Annotated in this window: 24 protein-coding genes, 1 tRNA gene and 1 pseudogene; 13 read left to right on the forward strand and 13 right to left on the reverse strand. The window is 55.0% G+C overall.

What is annotated here, in order from left to right; genetic code table 11:
* Positions 1-19: 19 nt before the first annotated feature.
* On the reverse strand, positions 20-1000 hold the full coding sequence (ygfZ, locus tag CWR52_RS16560; protein WP_104950164.1) for a tRNA-modifying protein YgfZ: 981 nt from the start codon (positions 998-1000) through the stop codon (positions 20-22).
* Between the two features lie 294 nt (positions 1001-1294).
* Between ygfZ and sdhE the strand changes: the two genes are divergently transcribed.
* A complete protein-coding gene (gene sdhE / locus CWR52_RS16565; RefSeq protein WP_006178375.1) occupies positions 1295-1561 on the forward strand; it encodes an FAD assembly factor SdhE in 267 nt (88 codons plus the stop codon).
* Positions 1542-1952 (forward strand): protein YgfX, encoded by a 411-nt coding sequence (locus CWR52_RS16570; RefSeq protein WP_023326024.1) that lies wholly within the window; start codon positions 1542-1544, stop codon positions 1950-1952. The genes sdhE and CWR52_RS16570 overlap by 20 nt, the downstream gene beginning before the upstream one ends.
* Before the next feature lie 6 nt (positions 1953-1958).
* Here CWR52_RS16570 and fldB read toward each other — a convergent pair whose 3' ends face one another.
* Positions 1959-2480: a flavodoxin FldB gene (fldB, locus tag CWR52_RS16575; protein WP_025757760.1), complete on the reverse strand. Its 522-nt coding sequence runs from the start codon at positions 2478-2480 to the stop codon at positions 1959-1961.
* A 101-nt stretch (positions 2481-2581) separates the two neighbouring features.
* Between fldB and xerD the strand changes: the two genes are divergently transcribed.
* The 5 genes from xerD (at position 2582) to lysS (ending at position 8675) form a co-directional block, all read left to right on the forward strand.
* The gene (xerD, locus tag CWR52_RS16580) at positions 2582-3478 is read left to right on the forward strand and encodes a site-specific tyrosine recombinase XerD (RefSeq protein ID WP_008499709.1); all 897 of its coding nucleotides are present in this window, start codon (positions 2582-2584) and stop codon (positions 3476-3478) included.
* A 28-nt stretch (positions 3479-3506) separates the two neighbouring features.
* Positions 3507-4220, forward strand: a complete 714-nt coding sequence (gene dsbC, locus CWR52_RS16585; protein ID WP_104950165.1) for a bifunctional protein-disulfide isomerase/oxidoreductase DsbC — start codon at positions 3507-3509, stop codon at positions 4218-4220.
* Between the two features lie 5 nt (positions 4221-4225).
* Positions 4226-5959 carry a single-stranded-DNA-specific exonuclease RecJ gene (recJ, locus tag CWR52_RS16590; RefSeq protein ID WP_104950166.1) on the forward strand — a complete coding sequence of 578 codons (1734 nt, stop codon included), beginning with the start codon at positions 4226-4228 and terminating at the stop codon, positions 5957-5959.
* 90 nt (positions 5960-6049) lie between these two features.
* Positions 6050-7148 (forward strand): peptide chain release factor 2 gene (prfB, locus tag CWR52_RS16595; protein ID WP_095908218.1). Its coding sequence is split into 2 segments (ribosomal slippage): positions 6050-6124 and positions 6126-7148, totalling 1098 coding nucleotides; the frame shifts between segments, so codons are not numbered across the junction.
* 9 nt (positions 7149-7157) lie between these two features.
* A complete protein-coding gene (gene lysS / locus CWR52_RS16600; protein WP_021242046.1) occupies positions 7158-8675 on the forward strand; it encodes a lysine--tRNA ligase in 1518 nt (505 codons plus the stop codon).
* 38 nt (positions 8676-8713) lie between these two features.
* Here lysS and idi read toward each other — a convergent pair whose 3' ends face one another.
* Complete coding sequence (gene idi, locus CWR52_RS16605; protein WP_104950167.1) at positions 8714-9256, reverse strand: isopentenyl-diphosphate Delta-isomerase; 543 nt, start codon at positions 9254-9256, stop codon at positions 8714-8716.
* 163 nt (positions 9257-9419) lie between these two features.
* On the opposite strand from idi, the gene actS reads away from it, so the two are divergent.
* From actS to CWR52_RS16625, 3 genes are all read left to right on the forward strand, one after another.
* A complete protein-coding gene (actS, locus tag CWR52_RS16610) occupies positions 9420-10163 on the forward strand; it encodes an amidase activator ActS (protein WP_023294504.1) in 744 nt (247 codons plus the stop codon).
* An 80-nt stretch (positions 10164-10243) separates the two neighbouring features.
* A tRNA-Gly gene (locus CWR52_RS16615) sits at positions 10244-10317 on the forward strand.
* 595 nt (positions 10318-10912) lie between these two features.
* Positions 10913-11227, forward strand: a complete 315-nt coding sequence (locus tag CWR52_RS16625; RefSeq protein WP_104950168.1) for a hypothetical protein — start codon at positions 10913-10915, stop codon at positions 11225-11227.
* Here the strand turns inward: CWR52_RS16625 and CWR52_RS16630 are convergent.
* The 9 genes and pseudogenes from CWR52_RS16630 to CWR52_RS16670 form a co-directional block, all read right to left on the reverse strand.
* Complete coding sequence (locus tag CWR52_RS16630; protein ID WP_104950169.1) at positions 11224-12030, reverse strand: DUF4225 domain-containing protein; 807 nt, start codon at positions 12028-12030, stop codon at positions 11224-11226. The genes CWR52_RS16625 and CWR52_RS16630 overlap by 4 nt on opposite strands.
* A gap of 184 nt (positions 12031-12214) precedes the next feature.
* Positions 12215-12640, reverse strand: a complete 426-nt coding sequence (locus CWR52_RS16635) for a hypothetical protein (protein ID WP_023617774.1) — start codon at positions 12638-12640, stop codon at positions 12215-12217.
* A complete protein-coding gene (locus tag CWR52_RS16640; RefSeq protein ID WP_252152166.1) occupies positions 12618-13031 on the reverse strand; it encodes a polymorphic toxin type 44 domain-containing protein in 414 nt (137 codons plus the stop codon). The genes CWR52_RS16635 and CWR52_RS16640 overlap by 23 nt, the downstream gene beginning before the upstream one ends.
* Positions 13028-13180 (reverse strand): annotated as a pseudogene (locus CWR52_RS16645) (type VI secretion system tube protein Hcp); the annotation flags it as partial. The pseudogene CWR52_RS16645 and the gene CWR52_RS16640, both read right to left, overlap by 4 nt.
* A 222-nt stretch (positions 13181-13402) precedes the next feature.
* Positions 13403-14473, reverse strand: coding sequence for an ABC transporter ATP-binding protein (locus tag CWR52_RS16650; RefSeq protein ID WP_104950170.1), 1071 nt, complete (start codon positions 14471-14473; stop codon positions 13403-13405).
* Positions 14466-16235, reverse strand: coding sequence for an ABC transporter permease (locus tag CWR52_RS16655; protein WP_008499693.1), 1770 nt, complete (start codon positions 16233-16235; stop codon positions 14466-14468). Before CWR52_RS16655 ends, CWR52_RS16650 begins: the two co-directional genes overlap by 8 nt.
* Before the next feature lie 80 nt (positions 16236-16315).
* Complete coding sequence (locus CWR52_RS16660; RefSeq protein WP_104950171.1) at positions 16316-17404, reverse strand: ABC transporter substrate-binding protein; 1089 nt, start codon at positions 17402-17404, stop codon at positions 16316-16318.
* Positions 17405-17572: 168 nt separating this feature from the next.
* Positions 17573-18268 (reverse strand): response regulator, encoded by a 696-nt coding sequence (locus CWR52_RS16665; RefSeq protein ID WP_032638033.1) that lies wholly within the window; start codon positions 18266-18268, stop codon positions 17573-17575.
* A complete protein-coding gene (locus CWR52_RS16670; RefSeq protein WP_104950172.1) occupies positions 18252-19892 on the reverse strand; it encodes an ATP-binding protein in 1641 nt (546 codons plus the stop codon). Before CWR52_RS16670 ends, CWR52_RS16665 begins: the two co-directional genes overlap by 17 nt.
* Before the next feature lie 176 nt (positions 19893-20068).
* Here CWR52_RS16670 and yjdI point away from each other — a divergent pair, with 176 nt between their 5' ends.
* Both yjdI and CWR52_RS16680 read left to right on the forward strand, forming a co-directional pair.
* Positions 20069-20299: a 4Fe-4S mono-cluster protein YjdI gene (gene yjdI, locus CWR52_RS16675; RefSeq protein WP_008499689.1), complete on the forward strand. Its 231-nt coding sequence runs from the start codon at positions 20069-20071 to the stop codon at positions 20297-20299.
* A gap of 10 nt (positions 20300-20309) precedes the next feature.
* Entirely contained in the window at positions 20310-20582 is a 273-nt protein-coding gene (locus CWR52_RS16680; protein ID WP_008499687.1) for a GNAT family N-acetyltransferase, read from the forward strand.
* Between the two features lie 169 nt (positions 20583-20751).
* Here CWR52_RS16680 and CWR52_RS16685 read toward each other — a convergent pair whose 3' ends face one another.
* The gene (locus CWR52_RS16685) at positions 20752-21363 is read right to left on the reverse strand and encodes a LysE family translocator (protein WP_104950173.1); all 612 of its coding nucleotides are present in this window, start codon (positions 21361-21363) and stop codon (positions 20752-20754) included.
* Between the two features lie 116 nt (positions 21364-21479).
* Between CWR52_RS16685 and CWR52_RS16690 the strand changes: the two genes are divergently transcribed.
* Complete coding sequence (locus CWR52_RS16690; protein WP_104950174.1) at positions 21480-21950, forward strand: Lrp/AsnC family transcriptional regulator; 471 nt, start codon at positions 21480-21482, stop codon at positions 21948-21950.
* The last annotated feature ends 28 nt before the right edge of the window (positions 21951-21978 follow it).

Consider the following 21978-nt stretch of genomic DNA (forward strand, 5'->3'; position numbering starts at 1 on the left):
GCCACCGGGCGGTACAGCATCACTCTTCCAGTGAATACGGCAGAGGCTCGATGCTCAGCGTGTTCACATCGTCACGCACGCGGAACACGCTGTCCGCTTCCATGTCGTTGTTCATAACGGCCTGCACCAGAAGACGTCCATCATCCAGCTGTACGGCGGCTAATACGGTGCCGGTACGGCGCCAGTTTTCACCCATCTTCAGCTCTAAATCTTCCCCTGCTTCAGGTACGCGGCTGGCATGGCCCGCGAGTGTCCATAGCGCGCGTTTGTTTGCCCCGCGGAATTTCGCACGTGCGACCATCTCCTGGCCGGTGTAGCAGCCTTTTTTAAAGCTGATGCCGCCCAGCGCCTGCAGGTTCGTGGCCTGAGGAATAAACTGCGCGCTGTTTGCGGCGTCAATGATCGGCAGACCCGCTTCGATGTTCAGCGCCAGCCACTGCTGGCTGTTGTTAAGCTGCGCTTCGCCGCGCAGCGCCTCGGTGACGCGTTCGGCAGCTGCCGCATCCGTAACTAACAGAAAACGCTCTGCCGGGTGTTCAAACCACAGGATAGAGGTGGCGCCTTCGCTGACGAGCTGCTTTTCAGCATCCGGCAGTTCGCTGAACAGATTTTTCAGCGCCGCACGCGCCTGGAAGCCAGCCACACCCAGCAGGACATGTTCGTCGTCCGGGGCGATAGTGACTTTGGAGAAGACCGCGTATTTTTTCAGCTCTTTGAGCTGGGCGTCACGCAGGCTGCGGCGCTCAATAAAGGCAAAACCGTCCTGACGGCGGAACAGACGCAGGTTGCTCCACATTTTGCCTTTTGGATCGCAATGGGCGGCCAGCAGGTGCTGGTGTTCGGTCATCTGACTGACGTCGGCGGTCACCTGGCCCTGCAGATATTTTTCGGCGTCGGCACCGGTGAGCGTCGCCAGCGCCCAGTCATCAAGAGAAATAAGCGTCAGCGGCAGACGCGCAGAGGCGGCGGGCTGGCGAGGAGAAAATGGTGTAAAGGCCATAACGATATCCTGAATTGCTTAACGCTTTGATAATGCCTAATGGTAAAAGAGCCTGCAGGCAATGCAAGCGCTTTCAACAGGCCATTTGTGCCATAAATCGGTTGTGCGTAATACCACGCAAAATAATGTAATCCGCTGTCTTTGTAGGGATTATTCTGGAAGCCTGCTCGTCGATCGCAATATTCCAGTAATGAAACGCTCAAAAACACGTTACACTAGCTGGTGTCCCCGTAGAGAAATAAAGAACACTGAATGGGGTACCGACTGTGCCAAACGTAATGCAGGAAACTGAACATGGATATTAACAACAAGGCCCGTATTCACTGGGCGTGCCGTCGCGGCATGCGTGAACTTGATATTTCCATCATGCCTTTCTTCGAATATGAGTATGACACCTTAAGCGACGATGATAAGCGTCTGTTTGTTCGCCTGCTTGAGTCTGACGATCCGGATTTATTCAACTGGCTGATGAACCACGGCAAACCCGCCGACACCGAGTTGCAACGGATGGTGCAATTAATTCAAACACGGAATCGGGAACGTGGTCCTGTGGCAATCTGATCTTCGCGTCTCGTGGCGCTCGCAGTGGATGTCTTTGTTGCTCCACGGGCTGGTTGCGGCCATCGTTTTACTCATGCCGTGGCCGCTCAGCTATACGCCGCTGTGGCTGCTATTACTTTCGTTTGTTGTTTTTGACAGCGTACGCAGCCAGCGTCGCATTAATGCCCGTCAGGGAGAGATCAAGTTACTGATGGATTCCCGCCTGCGCTGGCAGGGAAAAGAGTGGGATATTCTCGGTATGCCCTGGATGCTCAACTGCGGCATGATGTTACGGTTACGCAAGGTGGACGGCGGGCGTTGCCAGCATCTTTGGCTGGCGGCTGACAGTATGGATGCTGCCGAGTGGCGAGACCTGCGCCGGATGCTGTTGCAACAGACGACGCAGGGGTAATGCGCGTTAGCTAAACTTTTCTGCCATTTCGCCCAGAATCTGCTCGCACCAGGTTTGCAGACGTTCATCGCTAAGATCGTACTGGTTGGTTTCATCCAGCGCGAGCCCAACAAACAGCTCGCCGTCGGCAATAATCGGTTTTTTACTGGTGAACTCGTAACCTTCGGTTGGCCAGTAGCCGATGAACGACACCCCTTTCGGCGCCAGCTTGTCGTGCAGCATGCCGAGCGCGTCCAGGAACCACTCCCCGTAACCCAGCTGATCTCCCATCCCGTACATGGCAACAATCTTGCCGTCGAGATTGACTGAATCGAGTTGATCCCAGATGGCTTCCCAGTCTTCCTGTATCTCACCAAAGTCCCAGGTTGGGATGCCCAGGATCAGCACATCGTACTGTTCCATCAGCGCGACCGCGTCATCTTTCAGGTTATGCAACGTCACCAGTTCCGGGCCAATGATGTCGCGAATTTTCTCTGCCGCCATTTCGGTGTAGCAGGTGCTGGAACCATAGAACAGACCAATATTCATCGCGTAACTATCTCAATTCTTGCGTTGACTTTGCGCGTAGTGTACCAGAAACCGGTCACAATCAGGCATAATGACCTGACTGCAGAATCAAAGGGGCTGATGTGGAAAAGGATCTCGCACTCGTTGAACAGTTTCTCGACGCGCTGTGGCTGGAAAAAAATCTGGCCGAGAATACGCTCAGTGCCTATCGGCGCGATCTTACCATGCTGGTGGAGTGGCTGGCCCGTCGGCAGCTCTCGCTGGCGAGCGCGCAAAGCGACGACCTGCAGGCGCTGCTCGGTGAACGTGTAGAAGGGGGCTACAAAGCGACCAGTTCTGCGCGCTTGCTCAGCGCCATGCGTCGGCTGTTCCAGCATCTCTACCGTGAGAAGATCCGCGAAGACGATCCCAGCGCGCTGCTGGCATCCCCAAAACTTCCGCAGCGGCTGCCGAAAGATCTCAGCGAAGCACAAGTTGAGAGATTATTACAGTCACCGGCAGTTGACCTGCCGCTGGAGTTACGCGATAAAGCCATGCTTGAGCTATTGTATGCTACCGGCCTGCGCGTTTCGGAACTGGTTGGCCTGACGATGAGCGACATCAGCCTGCGTCAGGGCGTGGTGCGCGTCATCGGTAAAGGAAACAAGGAAAGGCTGGTTCCGCTGGGCGAAGAGGCGGTTTACTGGCTGGAAACGTATCTGGAGCACGGTCGCCCGTGGCTGCTCAACGGCGCGTCTATCGACGTTCTGTTTCCGAGCCAGCGCGCACAGCAGATGACGCGGCAAACGTTCTGGCATCGCATTAAACATTACGCCACACTGGCCGGTATCGACAGTGAAAAGCTTTCGCCGCACGTATTGCGTCATGCCTTCGCGACGCATCTGCTCAACCACGGCGCGGATTTACGCGTGGTGCAGATGCTGCTGGGACATAGCGATCTTTCCACGACGCAAATTTACACCCATGTCGCGACGGAACGCCTGCGGCAGCTACACCAACAGCACCACCCTCGTGCGTGAGTGCCGACGAATTGTAACAGGATCAACTATGAAAAAGAGTTTCGCGCTGTTCACCCTGCTGGCAGCCTCCTTTACCGGTTTCGCCCATGCGGACGACGCCGCTATCAAACAATCGCTCGCTAAGCTTGGCGTCACCAGCAGCGATATTCAGCCAGCACCGGTCGCCGGAATGAAAACGGTACTGACCAACAGCGGCGTGCTGTACGTCACCGAAGACGGTAAACACATTATTCAGGGGCCAATGTACGACGTGAGCGGCGCGCAGCCGGTGAACGTCACCAACCAGCTGCTGATGAAAAACCTGAACGCGCTCGAAAAAGAGATGATCGTTTATAAGGCGGCGCAGGAAAAACACGTCATTACCGTCTTCACCGACATCACCTGCGGCTACTGCCACAAGCTGCATGAAGAGATGAAAGATTACAACGCGCTGGGTATTACCGTGCGCTATCTGGCCTTCCCGCGCGCGGGCGTACAGAGCCAGCCAGAGCAGGACATGAAGGCCATCTGGTGTGCGAAAGACCGCAACAAAGCCTTTGATGATGCGATGAGCGGAAAAGAGGTTAAGCCAGCCTCCTGCGATATCGACATTGCTAACCACTACGCGCTGGGCGTGCAGTTTGGCGTGAGCGGTACGCCAGCGATTGTCCTGAGCAACGGGTATGTCGTTCCGGGTTATCAGGGACCAAAAGAGATGAAAGAGTTCCTCGACGCGCACCAGAAACAGGTTAGTGGTAAATAATCCGCGTGAAAGCCCCGATAAAATTGCGCCGCCGCGAGGCGGTTGAACCGGTTGATTTACCGGACGATCTCCCGCCGCTGCTGAAGCGCCTCTACGCCAGCCGCGGCGTGCGTCGCGCTGAAGATCTTGAACGCAGCGTGAAAGGGATGCTGCCCTGGCAGCAGCTGAACGGCATCGAAAAAGCCACTGAAATGCTCTGCAACGCGCTGCGTGAGAACACGCGTATTGTGGTAGTAGGGGATTTCGACGCCGACGGCGCCACCAGCACCGCGCTGAGCGTGCTCAGCCTGCGCGCGCTGGGCTGCGATAACGTCACGTATCTGGTGCCGAACCGTTTTGAAGACGGCTACGGACTCAGCCCGGAAGTGGTCGATCAGGCCCACGCCCGCGGTGCGCAGATGATCATGACCGTCGATAACGGGATCTCTTCCCATGCGGGGGTTGATCATGCCCACGCGCTGGGGATCCCGGTGCTGGTTACCGATCACCATCTCCCCGGTGAAACGCTGCCTGCCGCCGAGGCGATTATTAACCCCAACCTGCGCGACTGTGATTTTCCGTCGAAATCCCTCGCGGGCGTAGGCGTGGCGTTTTATCTGATGTTGGCGTTGCGTACCCTGTTACGCGACAAGGGCTGGTTCGAATCCCGCGGTATTGCCGTACCAAACCTGGCCGAATATCTCGATCTGGTGGCACTGGGTACCGTCGCTGACGTGGTCCCGCTCGACACCAATAACCGCATTTTGACCTGGCAGGGCCTAAGCCGCATTCGCGCGGGCAAGTGCCGTCCTGGGATCAAGGCGCTGCTTGAAATCGCCAACCGCGACCCGCTCAAGCTGGCGGCAAGCGATTTGGGCTTTGCCCTTGGGCCGCGCCTGAACGCGGCAGGAAGACTGGACGATATGTCCGTCGGCGTCGCGCTGCTGCTATGCGACAACATCGGTGAAGCGCGCGTGCTGGCCAACGAGCTGGACGCCCTGAACCAGACACGTAAAGAGATTGAGCAGGGGATGCAGGCCGAAGCGCTGACCCTGTGTGAAAAGCTTGAACGCAGCGGCGATACGCTGCCGGGCGGCCTGGCGATGTACCATCCCGAGTGGCATCAGGGCGTGGTCGGCATTCTGGCGTCGCGCATCAAAGAGCGCTTCCACCGTCCGGTGATCGCGTTCGCACCCGCGGGCGACGGCACGCTGAAAGGCTCTGGCCGCTCGATTCAGGGGCTGCACATGCGCGACGCGCTGGAACGTCTCGATACGCTGTATCCGGGCCTGATGATCAAGTTCGGCGGCCATGCGATGGCGGCAGGCCTGTCGCTGGAAGAGGCGAAATTCGACGAGTTCCAGCGCCTCTTCGGAGAGCTGGTCACCGACTGGATTGACCCGGCACTGCTGCAGGGTGAAGTGGTGTCCGATGGCGAGCTTTCACCGCTTGAGATGACGATGGACGTGGCGCAAATGCTCCGCGATGCCGGTCCATGGGGGCAGATGTTCCCGGAGCCGCTGTTCGACGGCCGTTTCCGCCTGCTGCAGCAGCGCATCGTCGGCGAGCGTCATCTGAAGGTGATGGTTGAACCGGTCGGCGGCGGCCCGCTGCTGGACGGCATTGCCTTTAACGTTGACACGGCGGTATGGCCGGACAACGGCGTACGCGAGGTCGAGCTGGCGTACAAACTGGACATCAACGAGTTTCGCGGTAACCGCACCCTTCAGATCATCATCGACAATATCTGGCCAATTTAGCGGCAGTAATCTCTATAAAAAAGGGCGTGGATTCGGTACAATCCCGCTCTTATCACCGCATTTTGACAAGTCCATAAAAGAAAACAGACCATGTTTGAAATTAATCCGGTAAAAAACCGTATTCAGGACCTCACGGAGCGCTCTGACGTTCTTAGGGGGTATCTTTGACTACGATGCCAAGAAAGAGCGTCTTGAAGAAGTAAACGCCGAGCTGGAACAGCCGGACGTCTGGAACGAACCTGAACGCGCACAGGCGCTGGGTAAAGAGCGTTCCTCTCTCGAAGCTATCGTAGATACGCTGGATCAAATGGCCCAGGGGCTGGAAGATGTTTCCGGTTTGCTGGAGCTGGCCGTCGAAGCCGACGACGAAGAAACCTTTAACGAAGCCGTAGCAGAACTCGACGTGCTGGAAGAGAAGCTGGCGCAGCTTGAATTCCGTCGCATGTTCTCCGGCGAATACGACAGCGCTGACTGCTATCTCGATATTCAGGCAGGTTCTGGCGGTACCGAAGCGCAGGACTGGGCCAGCATGCTGATGCGCATGTACCTGCGTTGGGCAGAAGCGCGCGGCTTCAAAACTGAAATTATCGAAGAGTCTGAAGGTGAAGTGGCCGGTATTAAATCTGTCACCATCAAGATCATCGGTGATTACGCCTACGGCTGGCTGCGCACTGAAACCGGCGTTCACCGTCTGGTGCGTAAGAGTCCGTTCGACTCCGGCGGCCGTCGTCATACCTCCTTCAGCTCCGCGTTCGTTTACCCGGAAGTTGATGAAGATATCGATATCGAAATTAACCCGGCGGACCTGCGTATTGATGTTTACCGCGCATCCGGCGCGGGTGGTCAGCACGTTAACCGTACGGAATCGGCGGTGCGTATTACCCACATTCCAACCGGGCTGGTAACGCAATGCCAGAACGACCGTTCCCAGCATAAGAACAAAGACCAGGCCATGAAGCAGATGAAAGCGAAGCTTTATGAGCTGGAGATGCAGAAGAAAAATGCTGAGAAACAGGCGATGGAAGACAACAAGTCTGACATCGGCTGGGGCAGCCAGATCCGTTCTTACGTCCTTGATGACTCCCGCATCAAAGACCTGCGTACCGGGGTTGAAACCCGCAACACGCAGGCGGTGCTGGACGGCAGCCTGGACCAATTTATCGAAGCAAGTTTGAAAGCAGGGTTATGAGGAACCAACATGTCTGAACAACAAGCACAGGGCGCTGACGCGGTAGTCGATCTTAACAACGAACTGAAAACCCGTCGCGAGAAGCTGGCAGCGCTGCGCGAGCAGGGCGTGCCGTTCCCGAACGATTTTCGTCGTGACCACACCTCAGACCAACTGCACGCTGACTTCGACGCGAAAGAGAACGAAGAGCTGGAAGCGCTGAACGTTGAAGTGGCCGTTGCGGGCCGCATGATGACCCGTCGTATCATGGGTAAAGCCTCCTTCGTGACCCTGCAGGACGTTGGCGGCCGTATCCAGCTGTACGTTTCCCGTGACGATCTGCCGGAAGGCATCTACAACGAGCAGTTCAAGAAGTGGGACCTGGGCGATATCCTGGGCGCGAAAGGTAAACTGTTCAAAACCAAGACCGGTGAACTGTCTATCCACTGCACCGAGCTGCGTCTGCTGACCAAAGCCCTGCGCCCGCTCCCGGACAAATTCCACGGCCTGCAGGATCAGGAAGCGCGCTACCGTCAGCGCTACCTGGATCTCATCTCTAACGATGAATCCCGCAAGACCTTCAAAATTCGCTCCCAGATCATGGCCGGTATCCGCCAGTTCATGGTCAACCGCGACTTTATGGAAGTGGAAACCCCGATGATGCAGGTGATCCCTGGCGGCGCGTCTGCGCGTCCGTTCATCACCCATCACAACGCCCTGGACCTGGACATGTACCTGCGTATCGCGCCGGAACTGTACCTGAAGCGTCTGGTGGTTGGTGGTTTTGACCGCGTGTTCGAAATCAACCGTAACTTCCGTAACGAAGGGATCTCCGTTCGTCATAACCCAGAGTTCACCATGATGGAACTCTATATGGCGTATGCGGATTACAAAGATCTGATCGAGCTGACCGAATCCCTGTTCCGTACGCTGGCGCAGGATATTCTGGGCACCACGCAGGTTCCTTACGGTGAAGAAGTCTTCGACTTCGGCAAGCCGTTCGAAAAACTGACCATGCGCGAAGCAATCAAGAAGTACCGTCCGGAAACTAACATGGCCGATCTGGATAACTTCGATTCTGCGAAAGCGATCGCCGAAAGCATCGGCATCAAGGTTGAGAAGAGCTGGGGTCTGGGCCGTATCGTGACTGAGATCTTCGAAGAAGTGGCCGAAGCGCACCTGATTCAGCCGACCTTCATTACCGAGTACCCGGCTGAAGTCTCTCCGCTGGCGCGTCGTAATGACCAGAACCCTGAAATCACTGACCGCTTCGAATTCTTCATCGGCGGCCGTGAAATCGGCAACGGCTTTAGCGAGCTGAACGATGCAGAAGACCAGGCTCAGCGCTTCCAGGATCAGGTTGATGCAAAAGCGGCAGGCGACGACGAAGCGATGTTCTTCGACGAAGACTACGTGACCGCGCTGGAGCACGGCCTGCCACCAACGGCGGGTCTGGGGATTGGTATCGACCGTATGGTGATGCTGTTCACCAACAGCCACACCATCCGTGACGTGATCTTGTTCCCGGCGATGCGCCCGGTGAAGTAAGGCGTTAAGATGTAAAAAAAGCCCCGAAAGGGGCTTTTTTATTGCGCCGCGAAGGCTTTGAGTTTTTCGCGGGCGGTTGTCGCTTCCATGACCATCCACGGGCTAAAGGCCCAGGGCGTCGCATCCAGCGCACGGAATAGCACGTCCAGCTCAACCCACTGATAGTCCATCACTTCATCTTCGTTTATCGTCACGTCATTGGTGATGCGGGCGGCGAATACCGGGCAAATTTCGTTTTCCACGATCCCGGACGGGTCGGTTTCCCGATAGCGAAATTCAGGGGCGACGGCGGTGATATCGGTCAGCTCCGCGCCCACTTCAAAGCGGCAGCGGCGGATTATCGCCTGGACTGTCTCTTCACCCGACTGCGGGTGGCCGCACACGGAGTTGGTCCAGACGCCGGGCCAGGCTTTTTTGCTTAAGGCGCGTCGGGTGATCAGACATTCGCCTTTTGCGTTAAAAAGCCAGGAAGAGAACGCCAGATGCAGCGGGGTATGTAACGTGTGAGCGGCATATTTTTCCTGAGTGCCAATCACCATTCCCTGGTCGTTTACCAAAATAACGTGTTCTTGAATACTCATTGATGCTCCAGTGCCAAATTGCCGAGTGGTTCAGCACCATCAGCCGAAGCATTATACTGCATTCTTATACGAACGGTTTGGCTCGTAGAGCGGAAAAGGGCATGACCCCTGTTCGTTTTGGCTGTTATCATAGTGCGCCATTCACGCTGACCGAGGATCTGTTTTGTTTGCAGGAAGCCTGACGAGAAAACCCCTTACCGCTATTTTTTGCCTGACGCTGACGTTATTACTGGCGGGCTGTTCAGGGAGCAAATCTTCGGATACGGGAAGCTATTCCGGTTCGGTCTACACCGTCAAACGCGGGGACACCCTGTACCGGATTTCGCGCGCAACGGGGACCAGCGTGAAGGATCTGGCGCGTCTGAATAACCTTTCTCCGCCCTACACCATCGAGGTGGGGCAGCAGCTGAAGGTTAGCGGCGGATCGTCCTCGGGCAAAAAATCCTCTTCGAAAGGCAAAACCGCCAAAGTGACGCCGTCCTATCAGGTGCCGCAATCGTCATGGCCGCCAGTTGGACAGCGCTGCTGGATTTGGCCTGCCAGCGGTAAAGTGGTCGCCCCTTACTCACTCTCTGAAGGTGGCAACAAGGGTATTGATATCGCCGCTGCGCGCGGTACGCCGGTTTATGCCTCCGGTGCCGGGAAGGTGGTTTACGTCGGTAACCAGCTGCGCGGCTATGGTAACCTGATCATGATTAAGCATGGCGAAGACTACATCACGGCCTATGCGCACAACGACACGATGCTGGTCAACAACGGGCAGAACGTCAAAGCCGGGCAGAAGATTGCCACCATGGGCAGCACCGGTACGGATTCAGTGAAGCTGCATTTCCAGATTCGCTATAAGGCGACGGCCATCGATCCGCAGCGCTATCTTCCTGCGCCCGGCAGCAAACCGAAGTGCTAAGTGATTATTTAATCGCCGGTTAGTTGTGAAGAGACTTGTATGAAGGTGCGTAAGGTCTATAATGCCTTACGCACCTCAACGCGGGCGTAGTTCAATGGTAGAACGAGAGCTTCCCAAGCTCTATACGAGGGTTCGATTCCCTTCGCCCGCTCCAATCTCCTGAAAAATCAATAAGTTATGATTTAGCAGTTAGTTACGTTGCCCCGCTTTAGCAGGTACAACTTAAACTACCCATTGTTCTACGCCCGCACCTGTCGCGTGATTGGTCTGTGGTACAAGGGAGCATATCATCACGCTGGCGGTGGTTCAGGTTCTTACCGCGACAGCAAAACAACGAACAAAAAGCCGCATACCTGGCATAACTCCCGAACAGATTGATCATACGCATTTAAGCCCGATGTGCGGCCTTGTGGCTGCGTAAACAGGTGTATAGTGGTAAACGTACCTGCACATGATATGCAGGCCCTTCCAGCGCTTCGCTCACGCTCCGAAAGGTACACGAGCACCCTGATAAGGTGGGCTCCCTCTGACAATCTGATTTGGTTACTGGTGACTTTCGCAAAGCGAAACCAACCAGGTTGGCCTGATGCAGTCGCTATGCTCCGCTTGTTGCTTGTACCACTAACGGGGCTTTATGGCTTCTATTGCCTGAAATCTGATACATTGCACAAACATCATGTGGATTACTGTAAAGTTCATCTCTATGATTATGTGTGCCATTGCCAGTTAAGAAATGCGGAGAGGACAATATGGATGTTACTGATGAGGCTTTGTTGAGTTCTGGCTTTACACCATCGGATTTGAAGAAGATAAAGAACAACGTTGAAAGCTATGGTGGAACGTTGGGGAATGCAATCAGGGACCTGGCCAGGCGATTTATTCTTGCCGTGTGGGTTGTATCCGGTTGCCTTGCTGTATTCATTTTTCTTGTGATGTTCGCATCTGATCAGAGTGTTTTCTCTGGTGCTATTGGCCTTTCTTGTGGCGCAGCGGTTGCAATTTTTATACAACCGCCTGTACTTGCTTATAAATCCTGGCGATTCTGTAGAGCGAACAAATCTTAATTAGTACTGTAATCAGTAGCCAGAAGATCAAAAATGACTTTCGCTTTAACACCATATCCAGCGATTTTCATCGTTAGCTTAGGCTTGCTCATTGTGTCAACTTTTCGGTAGTAATCACGCGGCAGCCAACGGAATAATCGCCAGGCTCCGGGTTTCCTTGCTAAGCCGAAGATACTATAGACACTCGCCCCCAGAGTCACCGTATTATAAAGAGCTAATCCACTTTTTGGGCTAAACCCCATAAATTGTGCGGTCTCCATTGCGCCATCAGCAAAAATTCCTTCCGATTTGGATTGTTCACCATAGCGAAGATGGCTTGCTTCTTTTGTTATACCGTTAATACCATCAACAAATAAAACTGCTCCTGCAAGAACTCCAACAGGGGTCATAGTGGACATCATAACCATCCCACCAAATAATGCTGCTCCAGATACCACTATATGAATTGCCGAAATCACGTATCCGACGATTTTATTGTTTTCCCTGACAAACTCGACCTTTGCATAAAGTTGGGCGGCTCTGGTTCTTAACAAGCGTTCTTGTTCTTGCAGATTATCTGTTTCGGCACGCAGATTTTTGATGCATGAAATGCATTCTTCATCGGTTTTGGCCCGTCGTGCAGTTTCAAATTCTTTCTCTACGACCTGCCTTATCTCTTCGACAAACTTGATACGTGTTATCCCATCTTGCAAATAGAATGCTGATAGCCGATTTGCAGTTTCGACGAGTTTCCGGGCTTCCAGATTTACCATGGTATCTGACCATGTTCTGTTCCAGCCCCTGTTGAGCAGCGCAATATCCATTAAAGACTCCATCCCAAAATGTGTCTGGTCATTTTAAGTGCAATAAGGTCGAAGACAACAGGAAATACTTTCACAACCCGCCCCCGTGGGGGGCCGTCTCTTTATTCTCCCAGTTTACATCCTCCTGCTTAAAATATCCTGGTGTTGCCACTGCGTCACACCAGCGTGAAAGCTGGCTATGCTCTTAGAAAGGTATGGCTGTGAGGTAGACAGGTACTGAGTAGATTGAATCATGCACTCTATAAGCCGCCTGGTTGTGAAAGGTGTAGATGGTTCCCTTCACTGACAGATAGATCGCATCATTTTCGACTTTCCTCAATGCGTTTTTGTCCGTAGTGATCATGAAAGGCTCGTCATCGTCCTTCAGACTCTTAATAAATGATTTATCGTCTTTGTTAGCATCATACAAATAGAAACGGTAGGAAAAGCCTGTGGTGGCGCCTGCACTCGCTTCCGTGATGAATAGATTAGCCTGGTTGTTTACTTTCACCTTCTTGATAATCTCTTGCTCAAGTGGTGAGAAGTGCAGCATGTTGTAAACCCCAAAGGCGATAACAATCAACGGTATCAGAAGAAGATACCGTCTCTTAAAAACCTGTGCGTTTTGCATAGTCGATACCCGCTCTTATCCAATATTGGTCATTAGGATCATCGCCGTAAGGCGTTGAGCCATACCAATTACCAAAAGCCGCATCAGTTGTTCCTGCGCGACTTTGCGCCCATCCTGCGCCCCTAAGTAATACTTCGTCGGGAATCCCCGCAGCGTGACCAACAGCCCCGTAATGGAAGTTTCCAAAACTCTCGAACTGTCTATCGCGCTGTTTGTAATCCCATGGTCCATGCCCTCTTACCTGCTGATAAAACCATGCATAGGTGAGGGCTGACGGGCCACGATGAAAGCGAGCCATCATCATATTACTGACGATATTCACGCCTGGCGGGGCGAAAGAGGACACATCAAACGGCGGGTGAGGTGATGCCGCTAATGTTGGGTATCTCACGCTTGCGCTCTCTCATTCCATGCATCGGTGAACTGCACGTTACCATCGCAGTATTTCCATGTGATTTTTTCATAACGAAGTTCTACGCACTCAAGGTGGGTATGCTTCTCTTTGGTCGGATCTTTGGTGTCGTGCATCACTGGCGAAACGCCATCATCTTTAAGCCATAGGTAAGCTGGAATAGCCATTTTTCTTTTCCACATGTTGTTATACAAATTCATAAGAAAATTGTACCGACAGGGAAAACGGGTGGTAAATAAGTGTGTCAAATTCAATGTGTTATATTTTATTGAGTTTGAGTTAAGTTAAACTAAATACATTTCTAATGTAAAAAGGCCGCATCCCGCAGCCTTTTCCTCTCACACTCACCCTCACCCTTTCGGGAACACCCACACATGCTTCTCCGGCAGCGAAAGATGGCAGTGCTGCGGATCCCGAACCTCATGCCCATACGCACGAATGACAAAATCATCCCCCACCGTGCGGAACAGGTATTCCCAGTGGTCGCCGAGGTACATGCTGGTGAGCAGCGGCAGCTCAAGCTGATTTTCCCCTGGCCCCTCGACCACCGCCACGCGCTCGACGCGGATCACCGCCGTGGCTTCTTTACCGCTCTGCACCCCTTCACCGGCCTGGCCCCACAGCACCCAGCCTTTGCCTTCGATACGCGCTCTGCCGTCGCGCACTTCGGTGACCTTGCCGTGCAGGCGGTTGTTGCTGCCCATAAACTCGGCGGTAAACAGCGTTTTCGGCGAGCCGTACATCTCCTGCGGCGTACCCTGTTGCTCAATTTTGCCGTTGTTAAGCAGCAGGATACGATCGGAAATGGACATCGCTTCGTTCTGGTCGTGCGTCACCATCAGTGCGGACAGCCCGAGCTTGATAATCAGCTCGCGCAGGAACACGCGGGCCTCTTCGCGCAGCTTGGCGTCGAGGTTAGAGAGCGGCTCGTCCAGCAAAATCACCGGCGGGTTGTACACCAACGCACGGCCAATCGCCACGCGCTGCTGCTGCCCACCGGAGAGCTGATGCGGGTGACGTTTGCCAAGATGGCCCAGACCTAGCTGGTCCAGCACGTCCTGCACGCGCTGCTGGATCTCTTTGGCCGGCACTTTGCGCAGCTTGAGCGGATAGGCCACGTTCTCAAACACGGTTTTGTGCGGCCACAGGGCATAGGACTGGAATACCAGCCCCAGGTTACGCTCTTCCGCCGGGATCTCACTGCGCGGCGTGCCGTCGTAAACTTTATTGTTGCCAATCACAATCGAGCCCTGGGTCGGTTTTTCCAGACCCGCGACGGCGCGGAGCAGGGTGGTTTTGCCGCTGCCGGAGGGGCCTAACAGGGAGACCACTTCGCCGCGCTTCAGGTTCATGGAGACACCTTTTAAAACAGGATTGTCGCCGTAGGTTAAGTGCAGATCGTCAACCGCTAATTCAATCATGTATTTTCACTCCGAAACGAAGGGCAATGCCCAGACCTACTACGACAAGCAGGATGTTAATGAAAGAGAGCGCCGCCACGATATCAATGGCACCCGCGGCCCAGAGTGAAACCAGCATCGAGCCGATGGTCTCCGTGCCGGGCGAAAGCAGATACACACCCGTTGAGTATTCGCGTTCAAAGATCAGGAACATCAGCAGCCACGAACCGATCAGACCGTAGCGGGAGAGCGGAATGGTGACGTGGCGGGTGATCTGCCCGCGCGTCGCCCCGGTGCTGCGCGCCGCTTCTTCAAGCTCAGGCCCCACCTGCAGCAGCGTGGAAGAGATAAGCCTCAGCCCGTAAGCCATCCACACCACGGTATAGGCCAGCCAGACGCTGAAAATAGTGCTTCGCAGCGAACGCAGCCAGACGATGACGTTTTCGCGCATCCAGTCGGTCCAGGCAAACCCGGAAAGCCAGCCTGATTTCAGCGAGTTATCCAGCCACATCGGCAGGAACAGGAACACCCACAGGAACGCCAGACCCGCCAGCAGGCCAGGCACGGCGCGCGGCACCAGCACGCTGTAGTCCAGGAAACGCGTGGTGTTATCCGGCTTACGGTGCATGGCAATGCCGACAAACAGGTAGCACACCACGGCCAGCGCGCCGCCAATGACGCCAATCGCCATGGAGTTGACGATGGCGCGCAGCAGGTTGGGCTGCGCCCAGATGGTGCGGAAGGTGTTCAGAGAAAGCTCGTCCCACAGCGAAACGCCCACGCCCCAGTTGGAGATAAACGCGCGCAGCACCACGCCGAGCAGCGGAACGCCGATGGTGACGGTGAGCCAGAAGGCAATCACTCCGCCAGCCACCCAGCGCCATTTACCCAGCGGTAGCGCGCGGGCCTGCGAGGCCTTGCCCTTCATGGTGACGAAGCGGTTGGCGGTGCGCATCAGGCGACGCTGGAGCATTACCAGCGGGATGGTGATGCAGATCAGCACCACGGCAACCGCCGCCATCAGGTTATAGGATGGGGTACCCATCTTGTTCGTCAGCTTATAGAGATAGGTCGCCAGCACCATGTTGCCTTCCGGGTCGCCGAGGACCAGCATCAGGCCGAACACTTCCAGCCCGAGGAAGAACAGCAGCACGGTGGCGTACAGAATGGACGGGCGTACCATCGGCAGGCTGACGGAGGTCATCACCTGCCAGGGCGACGCGCCCGCGGTGCGCGCGGCTTCTTCCACGTCGGAGCCCACGCTGCGCAGCGCTGACGAGATATACAGATAGGCGTGTGGGACGTGCGTCAGGCCGGCGATGACCACAATGCTCGACATATCGTAGATGTTCCACGGCACGAAGCCAATCAGCGCCTCTGCCCACTGGGAGAGAAAGCCCACCGGACCGGCGGCCACCACGTAGCCGAAGCCCAGCACCATCGGTGAAACGAAAATCGGGACCAGGATCAGCGGCTCAATCAGCCGGCGACCGGGCAGGTCGGTACGCACCATCAGAAACGCCAGCACGCCGCCCAGCGGGATAGAGATAAAGACCAGCCCGAAAGCCAGAATAAAACCGCTTTTCAGGGCCTTATAAAAATCGGGGTCGGTGAAAATAAAATCAAATGATTCAAAGCTCCACTCTTTTGACGGCGAAAAGAACGGCGCGGACAGGAAGCTCTGGATCACGATAAACGACAGCGGTGTGTAGATAACCAGGGCGGTTATCAGCACGACGATGCCTCGCGGCAGGCTTTGCCACTTTCTGCGTAATGTATTCATGGGGTATCCCTGGTATTGCAGCCCAGAAAAACGAACTCAGTCGATAGGGGAGCGCGGCGGCCAGCGCCGCGCTCAGACGCTTATTTACCGGCGGCGGTACGCCACTCTTTGATGTACTCGAGGCGTTTTTTCGGCTGCAGGTATTCCAGCAGCGTTTCATCAACCGGGATCGGCTTCAGCGCGTTGCCGAGGATTTTGGTCAGGCCGTCGATATCATTCTTGCCTTCGATATCGTTACGAATGGAGGGGATGTCCGCCTGATTGGCCAGAATATTTTGCCCTTGTTCAGAGAGCACGTAGTCCAGCCACAGCTTCGCGGCATTGCTGTTTTGCGATTGCTGGCTGATGAACGACACGCGGGACAGCACCAGGGTGTAATCTTTTGGATAGGCAATGCCGAGCGACGGATCGTTCTTCGCACGCGCTTCCGCGTAGGAACCGAGGATGTTGAAGCCGATCAGGTTTTCACCGGAGGAGACGCGCTCCATCATGGTGCCGGTAGACGACTGCACCGACAGGCCACCTTTGGCGACGTCGGCCAGGGTCTTAAAGTAGTTTGGATCGGCGTTGTGATCCTGCACCGAGAGCATAAAGCCCAGACCCGATTTTTCGATATCGTAGGTGGTGACTTTGTTCTTGAATTTGTCCGTCTGGCTGGCGATAAGCTTCGCCAGTGCGGCGTGAGAATCCGGCACGTCACCGGCCGGGATCAGGCGCTTGTTGTAGATAAAGACCACCGGCTCATAGGTGGTGCCGTAGGCCTTATCTTTCCAGACCGCCCATTTCGGCAGTTGGCTTTGCTCCGGAGATTTGTACTCCATGGCGTAGTCGGTGGCGAGCTTCAGGCCGGTGTCCATCGAGGAGCTCCAGACCACGTCGCCGCTCACGCCGCCGGAAGCCTGTTCGCTAATGAAACGGTTGTACAGCTCGGTGCTGTTCATGTCGTTGTATTCGACTTTAATGCCCGGATAGGTTTTTTCGAAGCCCTGGATCAGCGGCCCGGCAGCTTTGATGTCGGTGGTGGAATAGATGACAACCTTGCCCTCTTTCGTGGCGGCATCAACCACTTTTTGATACTCAGCAGGATAACCCTGCGGCAGGGCAGGCAGTGCAGAAGCAGAGAACAGGACGGTAGCGGTAAGCAGAGAAATTCGGAACGTGTTCGACATTATAGTTAACCTTTTAGTTACATTTGAGGAACTAATTGTCAACATAGCGTAAAGCGCGCCTCCGACAATAGGGAGGCGAGGGCAATGATTCCGAAGTGTGATTGTCGCCGTCGTTTCAGCAATTAACACCATAAAATCCGCGAACGTTAACCAACGAACGGTTGCGGATCACGGTTTATCGGGGGCTTTGCGGTATAACCGGCGAGGATGACCAATATTGCCGTACAGCATTTCAACGCTGATTAACCCGCTCTCCACGCAGTATTCAAGATAGCGGCGCCCCGTGGTTTTGCTGATCCCCACGTTTTCCACCACCTCCTCAACCGACATCGCACTGTCGGGATGCTCGGCGAACAGGCGTTTAATCCGCTCCAGCGTCTGGGGCTCAATGCCCTTTGTGGACGGCGTAACGGAGGCTTCCGCGGCAGGCAGATGAAACAGGCGATCCAGTGCATGCTGGTCGACCACCTTCACCTGCTGCACCGTGTGGATGAAGCGCATAAACCGCTCCAGCGAAGCGTGCAGGCGCTGGAAAAAGACGGGCTTGATGAGGTAGTCAAACGCGCCGCTGCGCATGGCGTGGCTGCAGGTTTGCATATCGCTGGCGGCGGTGATGAAGATCACCGAGCATTCGTAGCTTTTCAGCAGCGGGTTATCGATGAGCTCCACGCCTTTACCGTCCGGAAGATAGTTGTCCAGCAGGATAAGCCGCGGCTGATGCTGACGAATCAGGCGGCATGCCTGCTCAATCGACGCGGCGATGCCCACCACGCGTAAATGAAAATTCTGCTCGATATACTCGCGATGCAGCTCCGCCAGGTGCGGCTCATCTTCAACGATCACAACATCAAGTGCTCGGGTCATGCTTTAGCCCATTCGGAATAAACACAGAAAAAATAGTCCCTTGTGGCGTGTTGTCGGCAATCTCAATGCTGCCGCCAGCCTTATCGATATATCCTGCCACCAAATACAGGCCAATACCGTGCTCGGTGCCCACAATGTCGTTTTCACGTTCCGGTTTGCTGCTGAATCCCTGACGGAAAATATGCGGCTTCATCGCATCCTCCACCCCGCAGCCCCGGTCGGCCACCTCGATCAGCAACTCCTGGTTACGGTCAGAAATGTAGAGTTCCACCGGCGCGGGGACCGGAGCCTTAAGGGTCGCGTCCACCGCGTTATCCAGCAGGTTACCAATAATGGACATCAGCTCCGTTTCGTTGAGCGTGGCAGGCATGCGGGTGAGCTGGCAGGCGGGGTCAAACAGCAATTCGATGCCTTTTTCGCGCGCGCTGACGTATTTTCCTAACAGCAAACCACACAGCGCGGGAGAGGAAAAACGGGCGGAAACAAAGTCCAGCACCCGCTGCGCGCCTTCGGACTGCACCTGGATGTAACGAATCGCTTCGTCATAGTGTTTCATCTGCAGCAAGCCCACCAGCGTCGCGGTCCAGTTCAACTGCTCGTGGCGCATAATGCGCAGGTTATCGGCATAGCGCTTGATCTGACTGAGCTGGCTGCTGAGGGTGTTGATGTCATTTTTGTCGCGAAAGCTGTAGACCCAGCCGCTTTCAACGCCGGGTTCGACCTCAATCGCCACCCGGTTGACGATCACCTCGCGCTGGTTCAGCACGGCAATCTGGTCGTGGCGGCCAGCGCTCACCGAGACGTAGCGCTGGGATAAAAACCCCGGCGACGTCTGCAGAACGTCTTCCAGCGGTTTGCCGATAAGTTCTTTCTCACTTTGCCGAATATCCAGCATTTCTCGTGCGGCGCGGTTAATTAAAATCAGCTGCTTCTCTTCATTGACGGCAAATACCCCCTCATACATGGCTTCTAATAGCGCGCGCTGCTGCAAAACCAGCTGAGCGATATCTTTTGGCTCCAGTCGGAACATCTGTTTTTTGAGATTGCGGGTAAACAGCCAGGAGAACATAAACAGCAGCAGCAGAAGAGCCGCGCCGTACAGCCCGGACTGCCAGAGAATGCGGGCATTAATATTGGCAATATAGGAGGTCAGATAGCCGACCGAGACAATACCAATCACCTGGTGCTGTGCGTTAAAGATCGGCGCTTTGCTGCGCAGTGAAACCCCAATCCCGCCCTGGCGCACGGAAATAATGGTTTTGCCCTTTAATACCTCCGCATTATCTCCGCCGATCATCGGTAAATTAATCCGCTCCGGGGATTCCGAATGATAGAGGTGCTGTTCCTCGGTATCGCCAATCACAATGTAGCTGGCATCGCTTTCGGCGCGCAGCGGCTGAATTAACCGGGCGATGCCGGGGATATCTCTGGCCGCGACCATGGCCGCCAGACCCGGCATCAGCGCGATCTGGCTGGCCTGCACCCGGGCGCGCTGGCCGAGATCGTGATGGAGCTGCCGGTCAATAAAATGAAACAGGATCGTTCCCAGCAGAACTAACAGCAGGCAGGAGAAGCACACCAGCGCTAAAAACAGCTTTACCTGAAAAGAGAGTCTGCGTTTCATTCAACCTGCGAATGTTATGTAAAAGTGACATTTGCCGAGCCTGACATGGGCAAATAGCGGACGCAATCTGGCAAGAAAAGAGTTGTGACCTGGCTTTTCGTTTTCGGCGTTATAGCCATCAGGATCCCGTCAGGCTATTCTTCATTCAGCACGATAATAATTACAGAGGCAATGTCATGGATAAAGAGCTACTGGATGCGGGTTACCGGGCCTATACCGGCGAGAAAATTGACGTTTACTTCAACACCGGGATCTGCAAACACTCCGGTAACTGCGTGCGTGGCAGCGCAAAGCTGTTTAATCTGAAACGTAAACCGTGGATTATTCCCGATGAAGTGGACGTTGAAACGGTTGTCCGCGTGATTGATACCTGCCCGAGCGGTGCGCTCAAGTATCGCCAAAAATAAGCGAGGAACCATGGATATTCTGGAAGGCCATAACAAGTTTTACGTGAATGATGCGAACGGCAACCAGGTCGCGGAGATTGTCTTCGTGCCGACTGGCGAGCACCTGAGCATTATCGAGCACACCGATGTGGATGAGAGCCTGAAAGGGCAGGGCGTCGGTAAACAGCTGGTGGCGAAAGTGGTGGAGAAGATGCGCGGTGAGAACCGCAAAATTATTCCGCTGTGCCCGTTCGCGAAGCATGAGTTTGATAAAACGCGGGAATATGACGATATTCGGGCGTAACTCACACCTGCGATGGCCGGTGTTATTTCAGACTGCTGACAACGTGCGATTTGTGAGTTTCGCCCGGCGGCGCTACGCTTGCACGGGCCTACAATAAATTGTGCAATTAATTGATATCGTTGTGAAATGTAGGCCGGGTAAGCGCAGCGCCACCCGGCAAAAAAGACAGTTATCTCACCTGCTCAAACAGCAATACCAGCGCTATCAGCACCATCAACCCTCCCGATGCCCTGCTCACCAGACGGGCCGCCTGTGGCCGGGTCGCCAGCACCGCTTTCGAACCATACCCCACCAGCAGATAGACCAGGGTACAGGTGATAAGGTGCATCATCCCAAGCGCAGACATCTGCATCGCTATCGACCAGCTTCCGGTCGGGTCTGTAAACTGCGGGAGCAGGGCCAGGAACAGCAAAAACACTTTCGGGTTAAGGCCGCTAATGCAGAGTCCTTTCACCGCCCACTGCGTCCAGTTACCCGCATGCTGGGTGGCCTTTTCCGGTGCGGCCGGGTGATGCAATAGCGTTATGCCAAGCCACAGGAGATACAGGGCTCCTGCCACGGTCAGCCCGGCTAACGCCAGAGGATGTTGAGCAATCACGACCCCCACGCCAGCCACGACAATGAGCGTGACTAGCAGATGCCCGGACATAAGCCCCATGACCGCCGGGACCACGCGGCGGCCGTTGATCCCGGCGCTAATAGCGTAGGCCCAGTCGGCTCCCGGGGTCATGATGAGCAGAAACGAAACCACCCAAAAGCCGGCCACAATACTCATTTCCATCGTCCTGAAATACTCCCGCAGTGCGTTATACGTTGCGAAAAAGAATATCGCTAACCCTGCGAAATAGGCTTTCAATGTTATGCTCATAACACGGTGAAAATGAGAAAATCTTCCACATGGATAGCACTGATAGAAAAATTCTTGCTGAGCTGCAGTCTGACGGCCGTCTGTCGCTTACCGAGCTGGCTGAGCGGGTGAATCTGAGCCTCTCGCCGTGCCATCGCCGCGTGCGGGCGCTGGAGCAAAGCGGGGCCATAACGGGATACCGTGCCAGCCTCGACCCCGCCAAAATGGGATTTAATTTCCTGGCGATAGTGTTCGCGACGCTGAAAGAGGGTGACCGCAAGGCGGTCAGCGCGTTTGAAGCGGCGGTGGAAGAGATCCCGCAGATCGTGCTGGCCCAGCGCCTGTTTGGCGATCCCGATTATCTGATGCACGTCGTGACCCGCGATCTTTCCGCTTTCCAGAAGCTTTACGACGATAAGCTCTCCGCCATGCCCGGCGTGCAGCATCTTCGCTCAACACTTGTCATGAAAACGGTGGTGCAGGACAGACCTTTTCCGCTGGACGTTACGGGACGAGACTGAATGACATGCCCGGCAGAGCGCCGGGCAT

Origin of the sequence: Enterobacter sp. SGAir0187 (assembly GCF_002952735.2) — a bacterium.
Classification (GTDB): Bacteria; Pseudomonadota; Gammaproteobacteria; order Enterobacterales; family Enterobacteriaceae; genus Enterobacter; species Enterobacter quasiroggenkampii.